Annotated in this window: 18 protein-coding genes; 5 read left to right on the top strand and 13 right to left on the bottom strand. The window is 54.1% G+C overall.

The features are described from left to right. Nucleotides 1-8: 8 nt before the first annotated feature. Both C3F35_RS11700 and C3F35_RS11695 read left to right on the top strand, forming a co-directional pair. Nucleotides 9-1,547: a carbohydrate porin gene (locus C3F35_RS11700; RefSeq protein WP_103793420.1), complete on the top strand. Its 1,539-nt coding sequence runs from the start codon at nucleotides 9-11 to the stop codon at nucleotides 1,545-1,547. Nucleotides 1,548-1,572: 25 nt separating this feature from the next. Continuing rightward, entirely contained in the window at nucleotides 1,573-2,742 is a 1,170-nt protein-coding gene (locus tag C3F35_RS11695) for an alpha/beta hydrolase-fold protein (RefSeq protein ID WP_371320505.1), read from the top strand. 40 nt (nucleotides 2,743-2,782) lie between these two features. On the opposite strand, the gene yieH is transcribed toward C3F35_RS11695, so the two are convergent. Then, the gene (gene yieH / locus C3F35_RS11690) at nucleotides 2,783-3,448 is read right to left on the bottom strand and encodes a 6-phosphogluconate phosphatase (protein WP_103793421.1); all 666 of its coding nucleotides are present in this window, start codon (nucleotides 3,446-3,448) and stop codon (nucleotides 2,783-2,785) included. Between the two features lie 168 nt (nucleotides 3,449-3,616). On the opposite strand from yieH, the gene C3F35_RS11685 reads away from it, so the two are divergent. Then, on the top strand, nucleotides 3,617-4,951 hold the full coding sequence (locus C3F35_RS11685) for an NCS2 family permease (protein WP_141242333.1): 1,335 nt from the start codon (nucleotides 3,617-3,619) through the stop codon (nucleotides 4,949-4,951). 110 nt (nucleotides 4,952-5,061) lie between these two features. Here C3F35_RS11685 and C3F35_RS11680 read toward each other — a convergent pair whose 3' ends face one another. From C3F35_RS11680 to rpmH, 12 genes are all read right to left on the bottom strand, one after another. Beyond that, nucleotides 5,062-5,628 carry an NADPH-dependent FMN reductase gene (locus C3F35_RS11680; RefSeq protein ID WP_103793422.1) on the bottom strand — a complete coding sequence of 189 codons (567 nt, stop codon included), beginning with the start codon at nucleotides 5,626-5,628 and terminating at the stop codon, nucleotides 5,062-5,064. Nucleotides 5,629-5,648: 20 nt separating this feature from the next. Beyond that, nucleotides 5,649-6,395, bottom strand: a complete 747-nt coding sequence (locus C3F35_RS11675; RefSeq protein ID WP_059309050.1) for a 4'-phosphopantetheinyl transferase family protein — start codon at nucleotides 6,393-6,395, stop codon at nucleotides 5,649-5,651. Between the two features lie 124 nt (nucleotides 6,396-6,519). Next, on the bottom strand, nucleotides 6,520-7,500 hold the full coding sequence (gene yidZ / locus C3F35_RS11670; protein ID WP_032615525.1) for an HTH-type transcriptional regulator YidZ: 981 nt from the start codon (nucleotides 7,498-7,500) through the stop codon (nucleotides 6,520-6,522). Next, on the bottom strand, nucleotides 7,469-8,644 hold the full coding sequence (locus C3F35_RS11665; protein ID WP_032615526.1) for an MFS transporter: 1,176 nt from the start codon (nucleotides 8,642-8,644) through the stop codon (nucleotides 7,469-7,471). The genes yidZ and C3F35_RS11665 overlap by 32 nt, the downstream gene beginning before the upstream one ends. 129 nt (nucleotides 8,645-8,773) lie before the next feature. Beyond that, nucleotides 8,774-10,030 carry a low affinity tryptophan permease TnaB gene (tnaB, locus tag C3F35_RS11660; protein ID WP_103793423.1) on the bottom strand — a complete coding sequence of 419 codons (1,257 nt, stop codon included), beginning with the start codon at nucleotides 10,028-10,030 and terminating at the stop codon, nucleotides 8,774-8,776. 88 nt (nucleotides 10,031-10,118) lie between these two features. After that, a complete protein-coding gene (gene tnaA / locus C3F35_RS11655) occupies nucleotides 10,119-11,534 on the bottom strand; it encodes a tryptophanase (RefSeq protein WP_032615529.1) in 1,416 nt (471 codons plus the stop codon). A 229-nt stretch (nucleotides 11,535-11,763) separates the two neighbouring features. Then, entirely contained in the window at nucleotides 11,764-11,838 is a 75-nt protein-coding gene (gene tnaC, locus C3F35_RS27360; RefSeq protein WP_103181005.1) for a tryptophanase leader peptide, read from the bottom strand. A gap of 195 nt (nucleotides 11,839-12,033) precedes the next feature. Further along, nucleotides 12,034-13,398, bottom strand: a complete 1,365-nt coding sequence (gene mnmE, locus C3F35_RS11645; protein WP_103793424.1) for a tRNA uridine-5-carboxymethylaminomethyl(34) synthesis GTPase MnmE — start codon at nucleotides 13,396-13,398, stop codon at nucleotides 12,034-12,036. A 103-nt stretch (nucleotides 13,399-13,501) separates the two neighbouring features. Beyond that, on the bottom strand, nucleotides 13,502-15,142 hold the full coding sequence (gene yidC / locus C3F35_RS11640) for a membrane protein insertase YidC (protein WP_032615531.1): 1,641 nt from the start codon (nucleotides 15,140-15,142) through the stop codon (nucleotides 13,502-13,504). Nucleotides 15,143-15,144: 2 nt separating this feature from the next. Then, entirely contained in the window at nucleotides 15,145-15,402 is a 258-nt protein-coding gene (gene yidD / locus C3F35_RS11635) for a membrane protein insertion efficiency factor YidD (protein ID WP_015585463.1), read from the bottom strand. Continuing rightward, nucleotides 15,366-15,725: a ribonuclease P protein component gene (gene rnpA, locus C3F35_RS11630; protein ID WP_014072458.1), complete on the bottom strand. Its 360-nt coding sequence runs from the start codon at nucleotides 15,723-15,725 to the stop codon at nucleotides 15,366-15,368. The genes yidD and rnpA overlap by 37 nt, the downstream gene beginning before the upstream one ends. Before the next feature lie 16 nt (nucleotides 15,726-15,741). Further along, nucleotides 15,742-15,882 (bottom strand): 50S ribosomal protein L34, encoded by a 141-nt coding sequence (rpmH, locus tag C3F35_RS11625; protein ID WP_003849659.1) that lies wholly within the window; start codon nucleotides 15,880-15,882, stop codon nucleotides 15,742-15,744. A gap of 600 nt (nucleotides 15,883-16,482) precedes the next feature. Here rpmH and dnaA point away from each other — a divergent pair. Beyond that, nucleotides 16,483-17,883, top strand: a complete 1,401-nt coding sequence (gene dnaA, locus C3F35_RS11615; RefSeq protein WP_032615537.1) for a chromosomal replication initiator protein DnaA — start codon at nucleotides 16,483-16,485, stop codon at nucleotides 17,881-17,883. A 4-nt stretch (nucleotides 17,884-17,887) separates the two neighbouring features. Then, a complete protein-coding gene (gene dnaN / locus C3F35_RS11610; protein ID WP_032615539.1) occupies nucleotides 17,888-18,991 on the top strand; it encodes a DNA polymerase III subunit beta in 1,104 nt (367 codons plus the stop codon). The last annotated feature ends 100 nt before the right edge of the window (nucleotides 18,992-19,091 follow it).

The following is a 19,091-nucleotide window of genomic DNA, read 5'->3' as shown; positions in this document are numbered from 1 at the left end:
CGCGTATTATGTTCAGGAGAACCCTTATTACCTCGGCCATTTTAATGATGACCCCTCTCGCTCAGGCTGGCGCGGCGTCGTTAACGGTGGAGCAGCGCCTTGAATTGCTGGAAAAGGCGTTAAAAGAGACCCAGGCAGAGCTTCAGCAATATAAGGATAAGGAGATCGTCAAAACACAGGCCACCAGCCCGGCGAAAAAGCCCGATGCCGTACTGGTTAAAACGGAGGACACCCATACCGGGGATAGTTATTCCTCTGTCACCCTGAAAGACTTCAGTAAATTCGTGAAGGATGAAATTGGCTTCAGCTATAACGGCTACTTCCGCTCCGGCTGGGGCACCGCATCCCATGGCGCCCCAAAATCCTGGGCTATTGGCTCGCTGGGGCGATTGGGCAACGAATATTCCGGCTGGTTCGACTTACAGCTTAAGCAGCGGGTCTATCACGAAGGCAATAAACGCGTCGATGCTATTGTGATGCTGGATGGCAACGTGAGTCAGCAGTACTCCACCGGCTGGTTTGGCGATAACGCGGGCGGAGAGAACTATTTGCAGTTCTCCGATATGTACGTCACCACCCAGGGCTTCCTGCCGTTTGCCCCGGAGGCGGATTTCTGGGTCGGGAAGCATGGCGCGCCGAAGATCGAAATCCAGATGCTGGACTGGAAAACCCAACGAACGGATGCCGCTGCGGGCGTCGGGCTGGAAAACTGGAAAGTGGGTCCAGGCAAGGTGGATATTGCGCTGGTGCGTGAAGACGTGGATGACTATGACCGCCAGCTTAAAAACAAGCAGCAGCTGAATACGAATACCATCGACCTGCGTTATAAGGAGCTGCCGCTGTGGGACAAAGCCTCGCTGATGGTTAGCGGGCGCTACGTCGCGGCCAATCAAAGCTCCAGCGAGAAGTATAATCAGGACAATAACGGCTATTATCCGTGGAAAGATACCTGGATGGTCGGCACCACCTTAATGCAAAAACTGGATACGGGCGGTTTCAACGAGTTTTCCGTCCTGCTGGCGAATAACTCCATTGCCAGCAGCTTCTCGCGTTATGCCGGTTCCAGCCCCTTTACCACTTTCAACGGCAGATATTACGGCGATCATACCAACGGGACGGCGGTACGGGTAGCCTCGCAGGGGGAGATGTATCTGCGGGATGACATCATCATGGCCAATGCGCTGGTCTACTCCTTCGGCAATGACATTTACAGCTATGAAACCGGTGCTCATTCCGATTTCGAGTCCATTCGCGCCGTTGTTCGCCCGGCCTATATCTGGGATCAATATAATCAAACCGGCGTTGAGCTGGGTTATTTCAGACAGCAAAATACCGATCTGACCGGCAATAAATATTATGAGTCAGGCTATAAAGCCACGCTGTTCCATACCTTCAAAGTAAATACCAGTATGTTGACCTCCCGCCCGGAACTGCGTTTTTATGGAACGTATATTAAAGCGGACGAGACAGATTTAGATAATTTCACCTTTGAAGACCAAAAAAAGGATCAGTTTGCCATTGGCGCGCAGGCTGAAATCTGGTGGTAACCGGATCGCATTAAGGAATTTATTAATGAAACGCATGAAAACAGCTTTATCCGTTATTACGCTCTGTTTATCTCTTGGGCCATCGGCGTTTGCGGCAGCTCTCCCCGCCGCCCCGGATCCTGCTCATCCACTGAGCCAGTATGTCACTCAGGTTAATGCCGACAATACGGTGACGTTTCGCTACTTCGCTCCGATGGCAAAAAGCGTATCGGTGGTGGTGGGTGTCCCGACCCCGGAAAATATCCATCCGATGACCAAAGACGCCTCAGGGCTCTGGAGCTGGCAAGGACCGGTAATGCAGCCCAATCTGTATGAATACTTCTTCAACGTCGACGGTGTGCGCAGCATTGATACCGGCACGGCGATGACCAAACCGCAGCGGCAGGTGAACACCAGCATGGTACTGGTACCGGGCGGTATTCTGGATGTTAACCCGGTGCCGCATGGCGATCTGATTACCCTGACCTATCATTCGTCGGCGCTCAAGTCGGAGCGTCAGCTGTTCGTCTGGACGCCGCCGGGCTACAGCGGAAAAGAAAAGCCGCTGCCGGTGCTCTACTTCTATCATGGCTTCGGTGATACGGGACGTTCGGCTATCGATCAAGGTCGTATCGCGCAGATCATGGATAACCTGCTCGCGGCCGGAAAGATTAAACCAATGCTGGTGGTGGTACCTGACACGGAAACCGATGCTGAAGGGATTGTTCCTGAAACCTTCGTACCGAATGAGCGTCGCAAAGCGTTCTACCCGCTAAATGCTCAGGCTGCCGATCGGGAGCTAATGAACGACATCATTCCGCTGATAAGCCAGCGGTTTAACGTGCGCGATGATGCCGAAGGGCGCGCGCTGGCAGGACTGTCGCAGGGTGGCTATCAGGCGCTGGTTTCCGGGATGAATCATCTTGAACACTTTGGCTGGCTGGCCACGTTTAGCGGCGTGACCACCACTACGGTGCCGGATGCGGGGGTCAGCGCACGACTTAACGATCCTCAGGCCATCAATAAGCAGCTACGCAATTTCACCGTCGTGGTGGGCGAGAAAGATGTGGTGACGGGTAAGGATATCGCCGGGCTGAAGCAGGAGCTGGAGAAACGCCAGATTGCATTCGATTATTACGAGTATCCGGGTCTGAACCATGAGATGGATGTCTGGCGACCTGCCTACGCGGAATTCGTCCAGAAGCTGTTTAAATAGCAAAAAGCCGTAAAGCGACTCGCCTTACGGCTTATTCGTTTTAGTGGGTAAGGTGCCAGCCGCGTGCTTTCCACAGCTCTGGCAACTGGGCCAGATCGGTAAAGGTGGTCACTTTCGGATGGTCGAGCGGCGGGTTGTGCGGATCGGCGCAGAAGTAAAACACCTCCATGCCCGCCGCGATCCCCGCCTGCGCCCCTGCGCTGGAGTCATCCACCAGGATGCAATTCTCCACGTTGACGTTCATGGCTTTCGCCGCGTGGAACATCATGGCCGGATCGGGTTTCCAGCGCTGGATATCGTAGCCGCTGAACAGTTTTTCCGGGAAGTGGTGCAGCATTTGTAACTTGCCAAGGGAGTGCTGCATTTTGCTCACCGGGCCGTTAGAGACCACGCACATCGGCACAGCCATAGCATCCAGTAAGGCGCTGGCCCCGGCGATTGCTTCCAGTTCTGAGTCGAAGAGGCGTGCGACCTCGGCGCGGTAAACAGGCTCCAGATCCGCTTTCGCGAGGCTGACGCCGTGTTCGGCGTTAATAATGTCGATGATTTCGTAGAGCTTCACGCCTTTAAAACGTTTGAACGTCTCTTCGAGATCGAGCGTGATACCAAATTCCTGGAACATGGTGACATACGCCCGGGAACAGATGACCTCACTGTCGACCAACGTACCGTCGCAGTCGAAAAATACCGCATCAATCTGAGACATGCATTTCCCTTTCTTAACAAGTTTAACGTTTACGTACCGCATTACGTTGAGACGCAATCGTTGCCGTATAAGCAAATTCAATGAAAAAAAGTGCTTCTCAACCACCCCTATTGTCGCATTTTGGTATAGGATAGCGACGGATTTTCCCTCCTTGTTCGGAAATAGATAATGAGTCAACAACACACTACCCAGTCTTCTGGCGCGGGTTTGCTTGAGCGCGTGTTTAAACTGCGCGAACACGGCACAACGGCACGCACCGAAGTGATCGCGGGTTTCACTACCTTCCTGACGATGGTCTATATCGTTTTCGTGAACCCACAAATTCTGGGCGTTGCTGGCATGGATACCAGCGCCGTCTTCGTGACTACCTGTCTGATCGCCGCCTTCGGCAGCATCCTGATGGGGCTGTTCGCTAACCTGCCGGTTGCTCTGGCACCTGCGATGGGTCTGAATGCTTTCTTCGCCTTCGTGGTGGTGCAGGCTATGGGCCTGCCGTGGCAGGTGGGTATGGGCGCGATCTTCTGGGGCGCGGTTGGCCTGCTGATCCTGACCATTTTCCGCGTGCGTTACTGGATGATTGCCAATATCCCGGTCAGCCTGCGTGTGGGCATCACCAGCGGTATCGGTCTTTTCATTGGCATGATGGGGCTGAAAAATGCCGGTGTGATCGTGGCAAACCCGGAAACGCTGGTCAGCATCGGTAAACTGACCTCTCACAGCGTGCTGCTGGGCGTGCTGGGCTTCTTTATCATTGCGATTCTGGCCTCACGCAATATCCATGCGGCGGTTTTAGTCTCCATTATCGTTACCACCCTTCTGGGCTGGATGTTGGGCGATGTGCACTACAACGGCATTGTTTCTGCGCCGCCAAGCGTGACCACCGTGATTGGCCATGTCGATCTGGCAGGTTCGCTGAACCTGGGTCTGGCCGGGGTGATCTTCTCCTTCATGCTGGTAAACCTGTTTGACTCCTCCGGGACGCTGATTGGTGTGACCGACAAAGCCGGTCTGGCGGATGAGAAGGGCAAATTCCCGCGCATGAAGCAGGCGCTGTTCGTGGACAGTATCTCTTCCGTAACCGGCTCCTTTATCGGCACCTCGTCCGTGACCGCCTATATCGAGTCCTCTTCCGGGGTTTCTGTTGGTGGCCGTACCGGCCTGACCGCGGTGGTCGTGGGTCTGTTGTTCCTGCTGGTGATCTTCCTTTCACCGCTGGCGGGCATGGTGCCGCCGTACGCGGCCGCTGGCGCGCTGATCTACGTGGGCGTGCTGATGACCTCCAGTCTGTCGCGCGTGAAGTGGGACGACCTGACCGAAGCGGTTCCGGCATTTATTACCGCCGTAATGATGCCGTTTAGCTTCTCCATCACCGAAGGGATTGCGCTGGGCTTTATCTCTTACTGCGTGATGAAGGCGGGCACCGGACGCTGGCGTGAAATCAGCCCGTGCGTGATGGTTGTTGCGCTGCTGTTCGTGCTGAAAATTGCGTTTATTGATGCATAATAAAAAAATAAAAACAGCAACTTAGGTTGCTGTTTTTAGTGTTTGCATCCTCTCCCTATGGGAGAGGACCGGGGTGAGGGCGTCAGCCGCACTCACCCTGAACTCTTCCCCTACGCTTTAACCCGCTGGATATACTTCCCAAACGCGCTCAGCTGACCGGTCAGATGGTCCAGCGTGCTCTGATCGATCACTTCACCCGTCTGTGGGTCCACCTTGTTCTGAATCACGCCGCCCATAAATTCCGGCTTGTTCATCACCATCGCATCCAGGAACACCAGGATCTGGCGCAGATGATACTGACAACGCGCGCCGCCAATCGCCCCCATGGAGCTGGTCTGGATCAGCACCGGTTTACCGGCCAGCGGCTGCTCTGGCAGGCGAGAAAGCCAGTCAATGGCGTTCTTCAGGCCACCCGGCACCGAATAGTTATATTCCGGGGTGACAATCACCACGCCGTCCGCTTCGCGGATCTGCGCTGCCAGCGCTTCTACGGCAGCCGGGAAACCCTCTTCCTGCTGCACATCCGCGTCATACAGTGGAATATCGCCAATCGACGGTAGGGCGGTAATCTCCATTCCCTCAGGCGCCAGTTTCGGCAGCGTGCGGGCAACCATCCCGTTAAATGAACCCTTGCGCAGGCTTCCCAGTAACGTAACAACCTTCAACGTATCAGACATCACGACTCCTTTATGAAAGGTCAGGTGAGAATAATGGCTTTTTCTGCCGGAAGACTGGTCAGACGCATCAGGCGTGCGGCCGGTTCGTTCGCCCGGGCGGGAACGTCCGGCAGGCTGTGCCATCCGAGGCGGCTGTCAAACTCCCAAATTTTTAACCGTTCAATGCCCGGAGTAACGGCGATAGACCAGATCAGGAAGTCTTCGGCGTCGCTTAAAGCTTCTACCTGTCCGGCTCTGGAGGCCCGCAGACGGCCGGAGCCAGGTAACAGTTGCAGCAGGCTGGCGCAATCACTGGCCTCGCCTGAAAGCTTAAGGATGCTCTGACGCAGGGTGATCAGCTGCGCTCTGGCTTCGTAGGGATCGTTCTGGTTACGCACCCATAAGTTCTCGTTGCTGGAGAGCGGGTAGACGTCATGGGCATGGGATCCATCCGGGGCGCGAAACGCGCGTTGTAGTTCCATATCCAGACCACAATCGCCCTCTGTCGTCAGCGCCAGGCCCACGATATTGCCGGCATAGGCAATGGAAAAACGGGGAAGCTCGGGATCGGCAAAAACAGGGCGACCCTCGGGTTCGGTTATTACCTTCGGCAGCTCGCTGGTGCCATAAAGCATAAACAAGAGTTCAGCGAGCAACGCCCGGGAAGCCAAAAATCGTGTTCGACGATGTTCAGGAAGCTTCCGCGCTTCGTTATGACAGGATGAAGAGAGTCTGGATGAAACCTGCAGCCCCTCGGTCAGTGTCCCTCGTGCAAAATGCGTAGCCATTTTTCGCTCCATGATAATGGTCAGTAGTTAGGTTAAACGGTTACATCATTATCGCTTAACTCACTTATTGTTTTAATGGCTAAATGGAAGTAAGGAAAGTTTTGCGGCGGAACTTTACATTTTCTCAGGCGAAAACAGGTGCCTGGCGTAGCGGCGGGCTATACAGCGTCTTGATCGTCTCTCTCAGCCAGAGCGTTTTCGGGTTATGGCTATTCCGCTTATGCCAGATCAGCGTGAAAGGCACGGTAAGTTTCTGAGCCTGCGCTTCATCAATGGGGATCGGCAGGGTGACCAGCTTTCGCTGGTGGAGCTGATTGTAGTGATGGCAGTAGTGCGGGGCAGTGGCAATGTAGTTATGACCCGGCTGCGCCGCCATAAACATGGACTGCTCGAATCCGGGCAGGCTCATGGCGATATTACGGGTTCGCCCCATCTCTCTTAGCACTTCATCCAGTGCCCAGGTGTCGCTGCGCTCCCAGAAGATGCTGATATGCGGGTAACGAAGAAAAGTTTCGAGGTTCCACTCCTCCTGAAGCGCGGGATGGTCTTCACGCAGATAGACGCAGGGGCGGTCGCTGAACAGAATTTCGTAGTCGATAAACCATGGCATGAGCTTTAACAGCTCCCGGGAGCGGGGGTGCGTTTCGCGCCCGGTAAAACCGAGATCGACTTCTCCGCGAGTGATGGCGTCCAGCGAATCGTAATCCCAGTGGCGCATCTTTACCGTGGCCTGCGGATAACGCTGGTTCACCTGCGCCAGCAGGGCATTAAAACGGATCAGCATTAACGGCGTTTCTGCCGCCAGCTCAAAGGTGAGGCCGCCGGGAGAGTCATGGTGGAATTTATCGAGGATCTGGTTGCCAATCTGCATCCAGTCGGCCAGGTCCTGCTCCAGGCTTACCGTCAGCGGTGTTGGCAGCAGCCCCAGCGGGGTCTTCACAAACAGCGGATCGTCAAACCAGTCGCGCAGCTTCGCCAGCGATTTACTCACCGCGGACGGGGTGACGTTCATCCGTTTCGCGGCTTTCGTTACGCTGCGTTCCTGCAGCAACAGCTGCAGGCACAACAGGAGATTAAGATCGAGACTGCTGAGGGGCTTCTTCATGATGCGCTGCCGGTCGGATAAGCAAAAGGAGGAGAATGCAGAGCATGCTACAACCAATCAGCACCCCGATCAGCATATTCAGCGCATTGAGCCCCATTATGGCCGCCAGCCAAATCCACAGCGAAGAGCCGCAGACCTGGGCGATACCCAACACCGAGCTTGCCACCCCGGCGCGCAGGGCGAACGGGCCAAGCGCCTGGCTCATCGCCACACCAAAACCTACCGAGAACCCGGCACAGATGAGCGTAATACCCGCCAGCATCAGGGCGTGGGTACTGGCCGTCGCCAGAATCACCCCGGCCACCAGGAACAGCACCTGTGAAGTGAGCATCAATGTACGCTGTTTAAAGAGATTCAGGGCAAAGGGGGTCGAGAACGACACGGCCATACTGACCAGCGCGGTTAAGGCCATCACCATGGAATACTCCCCGCGATCGAAGCCCATGGTCTCCATCAGCAAAACCGGGGAAACGTTTACATAGGTGAGGATCACCGCCACGCTCAGGGTGGTGATCAACAACCGGCTGATAAAGAAGCGGTTGAGCAGCTTTTCGTCCGGGGGAATCGACGCGGTATGACCCCTGTTTTGTGCCCCGGGATGGGTTTCTCTCAGTACCGTGATCGACAGGATAAAGACCAGCATTCCCATCGCCGCCATCGTCCAGAAGAGGCTCTGCCACGGGAATTTCAGCATGATCAGGTAGCCCACCACTGGCGCCAGAACCGGGATAATACAGGTGATGCCATTCATCATAGAGAGCACTTTGGCGCGGCGCTGGGCGCTTAAGGTATCGCGCAGGATCGCAAAGGCCACCACGTAGCACCCGCCCGCGCCGACACCCTGGATAAAGCGCCCGGTGAGGAACAGCGAACTCTCTTCTGCCAGCGAGCACAGCACGGAGGAGAGCGCAAAAATTACTGCCCCGGTAATGGCGACCGGCTGCCGCCCGGCTTTGTCAGCAACCTTCCCGGCAAACACCATCGACGACGCCATCCCCGCGAGGTAGGCCGAAAACGCGATATGTAGCTGCGCCTCGCTGGCGCCCAGATCGCGGGCGATGTGCGGCAACCCCACCAGATACATATCAATGCCTGATGGATAAAGCAGCACCAGCGCAAAACTACAAAACAGAAAACGAGCCATAACACCCCCATAAAGACAGGCATGAAGCATAGGGGGAGAAAGGAAATGTGGCGAGTTGCCATTTGGACAAAGGTGATTTCCTTACAGGAAATCACCTCAGAATAGACCGCGTGTAAACGTCAGGCTGGCTCAACCAAAGCGCGGCAGGAAATTAAAGATATTCCCGAACCAGCAAATAATGACCGCGACACCAAACAGGATCACCAGCGAGGGGATCATCATGCCGCCCCAGACGGTGAACATCTGATTCGGGAATTTCTTCCGCGCTTTCAACGCCAGAACCGCAGGAATAATCACCGCCCAGATGGTCGCACACAGTCCTGCACCGCCAATGCCGTAGATAAACCCGTTCGGGAAGATCAGATAGAGGATCATGGGGGGCAGGAAGGTCAGCATGATCGTTTTCAGACGACCGGACGGTGAATTGTCGAGCTTAAAGAGGTCGGCAAGATAGTCGAACAACCCCAGTGTGACGCCAAAGAAAGAGCTGGCCACGGCTAGATTAGAGAAAACCAGTAAGCAAAATTCGATAACGCCGTGCTGCCGGGTGCCGAGGAAGGATTTTACCAGTGAATCGACGTTCCCCCCGGACGAGATGATCTCGTTGAAGCTGTCGCGGGTAATGTTCCCCATTGTGCAATACAGCCAGAACAGATAGATAAACAGCGCCAGCAGGGAGCCAAACACCAGGCTTTTAATCAGCTTATCTTTCCGCTTCCCATAGCAGATGATGAGGCTGGGAATGTTGCCGTGAAAACCAAACGATGCCAGGCAGACGGGCAGGGCCATGAAGATATAGGGGAAGTAGGTGGTATGGCTGGCTGATGTGACGTTGATATCTCTTAATATGCCGTAATCAACCTGAAAGAAGAATGATCCAAATACAACGATAAAGGCGATGATCTTAATGCCTAAAAACAGCGAGGTAATTCTGCTGGCGGCTAATGAGCTAAACCACAATACGGCCGCGACAAACAGCGCCGTACACACACCCACGATGCGGGGATTGACGTGCGTCCCCTGATTCATGGCGATAGTTTCACTTATTATTGCGCCGTTGGCGGAGATATAGGCATACGTCAGGATATAAAGAACAAATGCAACTGTCAGACCGCTTACGATATTCCATCTGTTACCAATCAGATCTTTTGTAACCGTATTAAAACTGGAACCGACAGGATAGTTTAAATTAGCTTCCAGTAATAACAGCCCGGAGTGAAGCATCGAAAACCAGGCAATAATTAAAATAAACGCACCCCAAAAAAACCATGCCCCTGCCAAATCTACGGGTAAAGCAAACATCCCCCCGCCAATAACTGTACCTGCTATAACCATGACACCCCATACCGAGGAGTGTTTAGTTTCTAACTCTAAACTTTGTTCCATGGTGCCCCCATCAATGTGGCAAGCTTGATGTTGTTGATATAGTTTTTTTTCGGGTGGCTAAAATTATTTAGCCACCCAGGGAGTGAAGTTAAACTTCTTTGAGTTTGGCAGTGAAGTGGCGTAATACTTTCGGTTCGTAGGTAAAGGTTAATCCTTTAATATTCATCGCATTTTCTTTGACGTGCTTAAAGGCTTCGACGATGAAATCCATATGGGATTGCGTATAGGTTGCACGTGGAATGGTTAAACGCAGTAATTCTGCGGGGCAAGGTAACTGCTTGCCCGTTTTCGGATCGCGGCCTAACAGGAATGAACCAATTTCCACTGCGCGAATGCCTGCGACTTTATAAAGCTCACAGGCCAGCGCCTGCGCCGGGAACTGCTCCGCTGGAATATGCGGTAAAAGCTTGCCCGCATCCACAAAGGCAGCATGGCCGCCCGCCTGCTGGCAAACCACGCCGATTGCTTCCAGGCCGTCTACCAGGTATTGCACCTGATTAATCCGGTATGCCAGCCAGTCCTGGCCCATGCCGTCATGCAGGCCGACAGCCAGGCGTTCCATGGCACCCCCTTCCAGGCCGCCGTAAGTCGGGAAACCTTCCTGGACGACGCACAAGGTTCTGCACTCGGTATAAACATCGAAATAATCGTCATTCTTGATGCACAGCAGCCCACCCATCGGCACCATGGCATCTTTTTTCGCCGACATGGCCAGCATATCTGCGTACTTGTAGGTTTCGCGGGTGATTTCTGCAATGCTCCAGTCTTTATATTCCGCCTCACGTTTTTGAATAAAGTAGGCGTTCTCTGCAAAGCGCGCGGAATCCATGACGACCGGGATATCGTATTTTCTGGCAATCGCATACATCGCCTTCAGGTTCGCCAGTGACACCGGCTGCCCACCGGCAGAGTTGCTGGTGATGGTCGCGACAATATAAGGCACATTGCTCGCACCCACTTCCTCGATGCCGTTTTCCAGTCCCTGCAGGTCAAAATTGCCTTTAAAATCGTAACGGACGCCGGTATCAAACGCTTCCTTAATATAGACGTTGCGCACGGTGCAGCCATTTATCTGGCTATGACCCTGGGTGGTATCAAAGAAGTAGTTTGAGAAGGCGACCATTTTCGTGCGATCTAAGCCTTTTTCCTGTTCGCGTTTTTTGATTAAGACAGGAATATAGATCTGCTCAGCGCCGCGTCCCTGGTGTGTTGGGATGGTATATTGATAGCCGAAAATCTCCTTCACGGCGTTGGACAGTGCATAGTAGCTACGGCTTCCACTGTAGGCTTCGTCACCGCGCAGCATAGCGGCCTGCATATTTTGAGTGACTGCGCCGGTGCCGCTGTCGGTCAGTAAATCAATAAACACGTCCTCGCTATCCAGCAGGAAGGGGTTCATGCCTGATTGAATAATCGCGTTTTCGCGATGCTCCCTTGTAGTGCGCTTAACCGGCTCAATAACTCTGATGCGAAAGGGTTCTGGTAAATGTTTGAAGTTTTCCATTATATCATTCCTGTTTTTATCGCAGCGATGCTGGTGGTTATTTTTAATAACCATAAAAAGCGGCAAACCTGAGCCATTTATAACGCCACGCAGTCGCGAGATTAATTCTCAACAATACAGGCGTGCAGAGGCACTATTGCGGTTTTATAAGCGCAATGATTTCAGGCATACCGGATAAACAGACTATGAGTCTGTTCAGGTTGCATAGAGAAAAAGAGGCGAAGGGAGATTACGGATGGTGATTGACAATTTTATTGTCAATATTGAACCACTTAGACGTGATGTATGTATTTAAGATAATCATCATTGATTTATCCTCATTAGACACGTTACTACACTATTCTAATGAGAATATTTGTCTATGTGCAGAGATATTAATTGTGATTGTAATCACAGAGAATATAACCGATATATTTACTATTTATTCAGAGAATATAAAAAAGAAAAAGCCACAATAACAGGAGTGTTATGCGGCTTTTTAACAGCTGGCAAAACGGGCTTATTTCCCGATACAGAAGCTCGAGAAAATGCGGCCCAGCAGATCATCCGAAGTGAACTCCCCGGTGATCTCGCTTAACGCCTGCTGCGCCAGACGCAGCTCTTCCGCCAGCAGTTCTCCGGCCCAGGCGCCGAGCAGTTGTGCTTTGCCCTGATCCAGATGTTGTGCCGCCTCTTCCAGCGCCTGAAGATGGCGACGGCGGGCAAGGAAACCGCCCTCCATGCTGGTATCAAAGCCCATGCTCTGCTTCAGGTGGTCGCGCAACTCATCTACGCCCTCGCCGGTACGCGCCGACAGGCGAATAAGTGAGTGACCATTCACATCGCTGAGGCCCAGCGTTTCACCGGTGACGTCGGCTTTGTTACGTACCACGGTGATCGGCAGATTGGCTGGCAGACGGGCAATAAAGTCCGGCCAGATCGCCGCCGGGTCGACCGCCGCCGTAGTGGTGCCATCTACCATAAACAGCACGCGGTCAGCCTGCTCGATCTCCTGCCAGGCGCGCTCGATACCGATGCGCTCCACTTCGTCGCTGGCATCACGTAAACCCGCGGTGTCGATGATATGCAGCGGCATACCGTCGATATGAATATGTTCCCGCAGTACGTCGCGAGTGGTGCCGGCAATGTCGGTCACAATTGCGGCTTCGCGACCCGCCAGAGCATTCAGCAGGCTCGATTTCCCGGCATTTGGACGCCCGGCAATGACCACTTTCATCCCTTCGCGCAGCAGGCTGCCCTGACGCGCTTCGGCGCGTACCGCGTCGAGATCGCTCATCACGGCGTTAAGCTGGGCTTCGATTTTGCCATCGGAGAGAAAGTCGATCTCCTCATCCGGGAAATCAATCGCCGCTTCTACGTAGATGCGCAGGTGAGTAAGTGCTTCCACAAGATGATTCACGCGGGCGGAAAAAGCACCCTGCAGTGAGTTCAGGGCGGAGCGTGCGGCCTGCTCGGAGCTGGCATCGATCAGGTCGGCAATCGCCTCAGCTTGCGCAAGGTCGAGCTTATCGTTCAGGAAGGCGCGCTCGGAGAACTCGCCCGGCCTGGCAATACGCAGCCCTGGCAAAGTCAGAATGCGTTTCAGCAGCAGGTCGAGGATCACCGGCCCGCCGTGGCCCTGCAGTTCGAGCACGTCTTCGCCGGTGAAGGAGTTCGGGCCGGGGAACCACAGCGCGATGCCCTGATCCAGCGCAGTTCCGTCAATATCTTTAAACGGCAGATAGTCGGCGTAGCGCGGCTTTGGCAATTTACCCAGCACCGCTTCTGCCACCTCGCGCGCCTTCTGGCCGGAGATACGCAGAATGCCCACACCACCGCGTCCCGGTGGGGTTGCCTGGGCGACGATAGTGTCGTTATGGCTCATGGTTTATCTCTTCTTAATGCAATAAAAAAGGCGGTCAATAGACCGCCCTGTCATCACTGCTCTTTTTGCCGGGTGGCGCTTCGCTTACCCGGCCTACTCAGAATCAGGAGCTTTTCTTTTCGCGGCTATGCAGACCACGTTTTTCCAGACCACGGTAGATCAGCTGCTGCTGAAGGATGGTGACCAGGTTGCTGACGATATAGTACAGCACCAGACCTGACGGGAACCACAGGAAGAACACGGTGAAGATGACCGGCATAAAGGTCATGATCTTCTGCTGCATCGGGTCGGTCACGGTGGTTGGTGACATCTTCTGGATGAAGAACATCGTCACGCCCATCAGGATCGGCAGGATGTAGTACGGGTCCTGTGCAGACAGGTCATGGATCCACAGGGCGAACGGCGCATGGCGCAGCTCAACGGAACCCATCAGCATGTAGTACAGCGCAAGGAAGATTGGCATCTGGATCAGCAGCGGGAAGCAGCCACCCAGTGGATTCACTTTCTCGGCTTTATACAGGGCCATCATCTCCTGGCTCTGACGCTGTTTGTCATCGCCCAGACGCTCACGCATAGCCTGAATCTTCGGCTGCAGCATACGCATCTTCGCCATGGAGGTGTACTGCGCTTTGGTCAGCGGGTACATGATGCCACGAACGATAAAGGTGATAACAATGATGGAGAAGCCCCAGTTACCCAGGAAGCTGTGGATCCACTTCAGCAGCTTAAACAGCGGCTGGGAGATGAACCACAACCAACCGTAATCTACGGTCAGATCCAGGTGCGGTGCTACAGCGGCCATCTTGTCCTGGATTTCCGGGCCGACCCACAGGGTGCTGCCCAGCGTACCGGTTTGACCCGGCTGAACCAGAACCGGCTCAGACTTATAGCCGATAGCGGCAACGCCGTTCAGGTTTGCGGTATAGAAGTTGTTGGAACCGGCGTTATTTGGCACCCATGCAGTCGCGAAATACTGTTGCAGCATTGCCACCCAACCGCCTTTTGAGCTGACGTTCAGGTTTTCGTTATCGGCAATGGTGTCGAATTTGTATTTCTCGTACTTAGTATCTGGCGTGGAGTACGCTGCGCCACGGAAGGTATGCAACGCGAAGTTGTTGCTTCCGGTGTCACGGTGCGACGGCAGATCGATGGTTTGCTTAAGCTGGCCAAAGGTGGAGATTTCCAGCGGTTTCGCGCTGGCGTTCTGCACGTTATAGCCCACGTTCACCGCATACTCACCGCGTTTCAGGGTGAAGGTTTTGGTGAAGGTGTTGCCCGCAGCATCGGTGTAAGTCATCGGGATCGCGAGTTCGTTCTGGCCATCAGCCAGCACAAACGCATCTTTATCGACGTTATACAGCGGACGTGCGCCGTTAGCCGGGTTATCCGGGCCATCACGACCGGTCAGGCCGCTCTGTGCCTGGTAGATAAACTGCGGCGTGGTTTCCAGTAACTGGAACGGCTCGTTAGAACCGAGCTCTTTCGGGTAAGTTACCAGTTGTGCCTGCTCAACATCACCACCACGGGTGTTGATAGTCAGCTCAAGCACATCGGTCTTAACCGTAATCAGTTTACCCTGGCCACTGGCCGGTACGCCCTGGTCGGCGGCGCTACCCGCTGCGGTGGTCGTTGTCTGCGTGACCTGCTGCTGAGGTTGAGGATTTTTATCCTGCTCCCAAGCCTGGAAGATCATGAAAGACACGAACAACAAAGCGATGATAAGAAGATTGCGTTGCGAATCCATCGTTAGTGTTCTCTGGTATCAAAAGGTCCTGGAGGGACGGGATCGTCTCCACCTGGGTGTAAAGGGTGGCATTTTAATACGCGTTTCACCGTCAACCAACTGCCTTTTATCACTCCAAACCTGCGCAATGCCTCAATTCCGTAGCTTGAGCATGTTGGCGTGAAACGGCAGTGTGGCCCGAGTAGCGGACTAATCAGGCGTTGATAGACCCGGATAAGGCCGATCAGGACCCGTGAGCCAGGCGACAGTGGCGGCGCCATAATTTTTCCAACGCTTCCGAGAGAGCACGGTTATCGAGGTCGGCAACCCCTTTTTTTGCCACCACCACGAAATCCATTGAAGGCAGTTCATGTTGACGTAAACGGAAGCTTTCACGCGTCAGACGTTTAATCCGATTGCGTTCATGCGCACGCTTAACATTTTTTTTGGCGACAGTGAGACCGATACGGGGATGCCCCAGCGAATTTTGGCGGCCGAGGATGGTGATTTGCGGCGTGCCAGCCCGTTGTGGCTGCTGGAAGACGAAAGTGAAATGAGTGGGAGTTAACAAACGTAACTCCCTGGGAAATGCTAGCTTAACCACGCAGGGGTTAGCTTAATTACTTGGAAACGGTCAGACGTGAACGGCCTTTAGCACGACGACGTGCCAGAACCTGACGACCATTTTTAGTAGCCATACGAGCACGGAAGCCGTGAGAACGGTTGCGCTTCAGTACAGACGGTTGAAAAGTGCGTTTCATGGCGATTTCTACCTAAACTTGAATAAATTCAATGACTTTTTGTGGAGTCCGAACGAATAACGAACAATGGACGCCGAAGCCATGGGTGATTAAAGAGGCCGGATTGTAATAATTGTACACTCCAGAGTCAATTCTCTTTCCTTATTTCCCGCGTCTTTCCGCACGTTTTTAGCGTGCAAATTGAACAGCGTCAGACGCAGGTCTTAGAGTCCCACGCGCCGGGTGGGGAATTATACGGCCTCCAGGGCAAATCGCAAGGATCGTCCAGGATCTTCGTTAGATCATTTCAGCAAAAAATCGTCTTTACTCATTAATTTTTCCAATATGCGGCCTAAATCGTGGGGGCGTATCCTCAGGATCGTTTACACTTACCCCGTTTCGATCCTCCTGTGGATAAATCGGGAAGAAACTGTGAGAAACAGAAGATCTCTGGCTCAGTTTAAGCTATGATCCGCGGTCCTGATCGGATCCCAGGATCCTGGTCGGGCAAAAACCGCAAATAGCGGTTCGCACGTCCCCCTTAACGCCGGGTCTTTTCGACGTGTGTCTACAATCATGACTATTCAATAGCTTTCTTTTTATGTTCGAGTGGAGTCCGCCGTGTCACTTTCGCTTTGGCAGCAGTGTCTTGCCCGATTGCAGGATGAGTTACCAGCCACAGAATTCAGTATGTGGATCCGCCCGTTGCAGGCGGAGCTGAGCGATAACACGCTGGCTTTGTATGCGCCAAACCGTTTTGTGCTCGATTGGGTAAGGGACAAATACCTTAATAACATCAATGGACTGCTGAACGAATTTTGCGGTACCGATGCCCCACAGCTGCGTTTTGAAGTGGGCACAAAGCCGGTCACCCAAACCCTTAAAGAGACCGTTAACGTCGCCGCGGCACCCGCGCAAACCGCGCAGGTTCACATGCCGCGCGTCGCTCCTGCACCGCGTTCAGGCTGGGACAACGTGCCGGCCCCGGCGGAGCCGACATACCGCTCCAACGTTAACGTCAAACACACCTTCGATAACTTCGTCGAGGGTAAATCGAACCAGCTGGCGCGCGCGGCGGCCCGTCAGGTGGCGGATAACCCGGGCGGCGCCTATAACCCGCTGTTCCTTTATGGCGGCACCGGTCTGGGTAAAACGCACCTGTTGCACGCGGTTGGCAATGGCATCGTGGCGCGTAAGCCGAATGCCAAAGTCGTGTATATGCACTCCGAGCGCTTCGTTCAGGACATGGTTAAAGCCCTGCAAAACAACGCGATCGAAGAGTTTAAACGCTACTACCGCTCCGTTGATGCGCTGCTGATCGATGACATTCAATTCTTTGCTAATAAAGAACGATCTCAGGAAGAGTTTTTCCACACCTTCAATGCCCTGCTGGAAGGCAATCAGCAGATCATTTTGACCTCGGATCGTTATCCGAAAGAGATCAACGGGGTTGAGGATCGTCTGAAATCCCGCTTCGGCTGGGGCCTGACCGTGGCGATCGAGCCGCCGGAACTGGAAACCCGCGTGGCGATCCTGATGAAAAAGGCCGACGAGAACGACATTCGTCTGCCGGGTGAGGTGGCGTTCTTTATTGCCAAGCGTCTGCGTTCCAATGTTCGTGAGCTGGAAGGCGCACTGAACCGCGTCATCGCCAATGCCAACTTCACCGGACGGGCGATCACCATCGATTTCGTGCGTGAAGCGCTGCGCGATCTGCTGGCATTGCAGGAAAAACTGGTCACCATCGACAATATTCAGAAGACGGTGGCGGAGTACTACAAAATTAAAGTGGCGGATTTGCTGTCCAAACGTCGATCCCGCTCGGTGGCGAGACCGCGTCAGATGGCGATGGCGCTGGCAAAGGAACTCACCAACCACAGCCTGCCGGAAATCGGTGATGCCTTTGGTGGCCGTGACCATACCACCGTGCTGCACGCCTGTCGTAAGATCGAGCAGCTGCGTGAAGAAAGCCACGACATAAAAGAAGACTTCTCCAATTTAATCAGAACATTATCTTCGTGACGCTATGAAATTTACCGTTGAACGTGAACACTTATTAAAACCGCTGCAACAGGTGAGTGGCCCCTTAGGCGGCCGCCCGACGCTGCCTATTCTCGGTAACCTGCTGCTACAGGTCGCAGACGGCACGCTGTCGCTGACCGGCACCGATCTCGAGATGGAAATGGTCGCACGCGTGACGCTTTCTCAGCCTCACGAAGCGGGCGCTACCACTGTTCCAGCGCGTAAGTTCTTTGATATCTGCCGTGGCCTGCCTGAAGGGGCAGAGATTGCCGTGCAGCTGGAAGGCGATCGCATGTTGGTGCGCTCCGGCCGCAGCCGCTTCTCGCTCTCCACGCTCCCGGCTATCGACTTCCCGAACCTCGATGACTGGCAGAGCGAAGTCGAATTCACCCTGCCGCAGGCAACCATGAAGCGCCTGATTGAAGCCACCCAGTTCTCGATGGCGCATCAGGACGTTCGCTACTACTTAAACGGCATGCTGTTCGAAACCGAAGGTGAAGAGCTGCGTACCGTCGCCACCGACGGCCACCGTCTGGCGGTCTGCTCTATGCCGATTGGCGTGAGCTTGCCGAACCATTCGGTGATCGTGCCGCGTAAAGGCGTGATTGAGCTGATGCGTATGCTCGACGGCGGCGAAACCCCGCTGCGCGTGCAGATTGGCAGCAACAACATTCGCGCGCATGTCGGTGACTTTATCTTCACCTCTAAGTTGGTGGATGGTCGCTTCCCGGACTATCGCCGCGTATTGCCGAAGAACCCGGACAAAACGCTGGAAGCGGGCTGCGATATCCTCAAGCAGGCCTTTGCCCGTGCGGCGATCCTCTCTAACGAGAAGTTCCGCGGCGTGCGCCTGTATGTCAGCGAAAACCAACTGAAGATTACGGCTAACAACCCGGAGCAGGAAGAAGCCGAAGAGATCCTCGATGTCACCTATGCGGCGGGCACCGAAATGGAAATCGGCTTTAACGTCAGTTACGTGCTGGATGTGCTGAATGCACTGAAGTGCGAAAACGTGCGTATTCTGCTGACGGATTCCGTGTCGAGTGTACAGATTGAAGATGCTGCATCACAGTCGGCTGCTTATGTTGTCATGCCAATGAGACTGTAGTGATAACTATCGGGCTATCTTACTTGCCACTTTCAACCTGGGCTGTGCTCGCCCCTGTCACGTACTCCGTGTACGCTTCAGGGTCTGTGCGCAGTCCGCG

The organism is Leclercia sp. LSNIH3 (assembly GCF_002935105.1).
In the GTDB taxonomy this organism is placed as follows: Bacteria; Pseudomonadota; Gammaproteobacteria; order Enterobacterales; family Enterobacteriaceae; genus Enterobacter; species Enterobacter adecarboxylatus.
The sequence above is the reverse complement of the archived record's forward strand: the minus strand, read 5'-3'. Positions and strand labels throughout refer to the sequence as shown.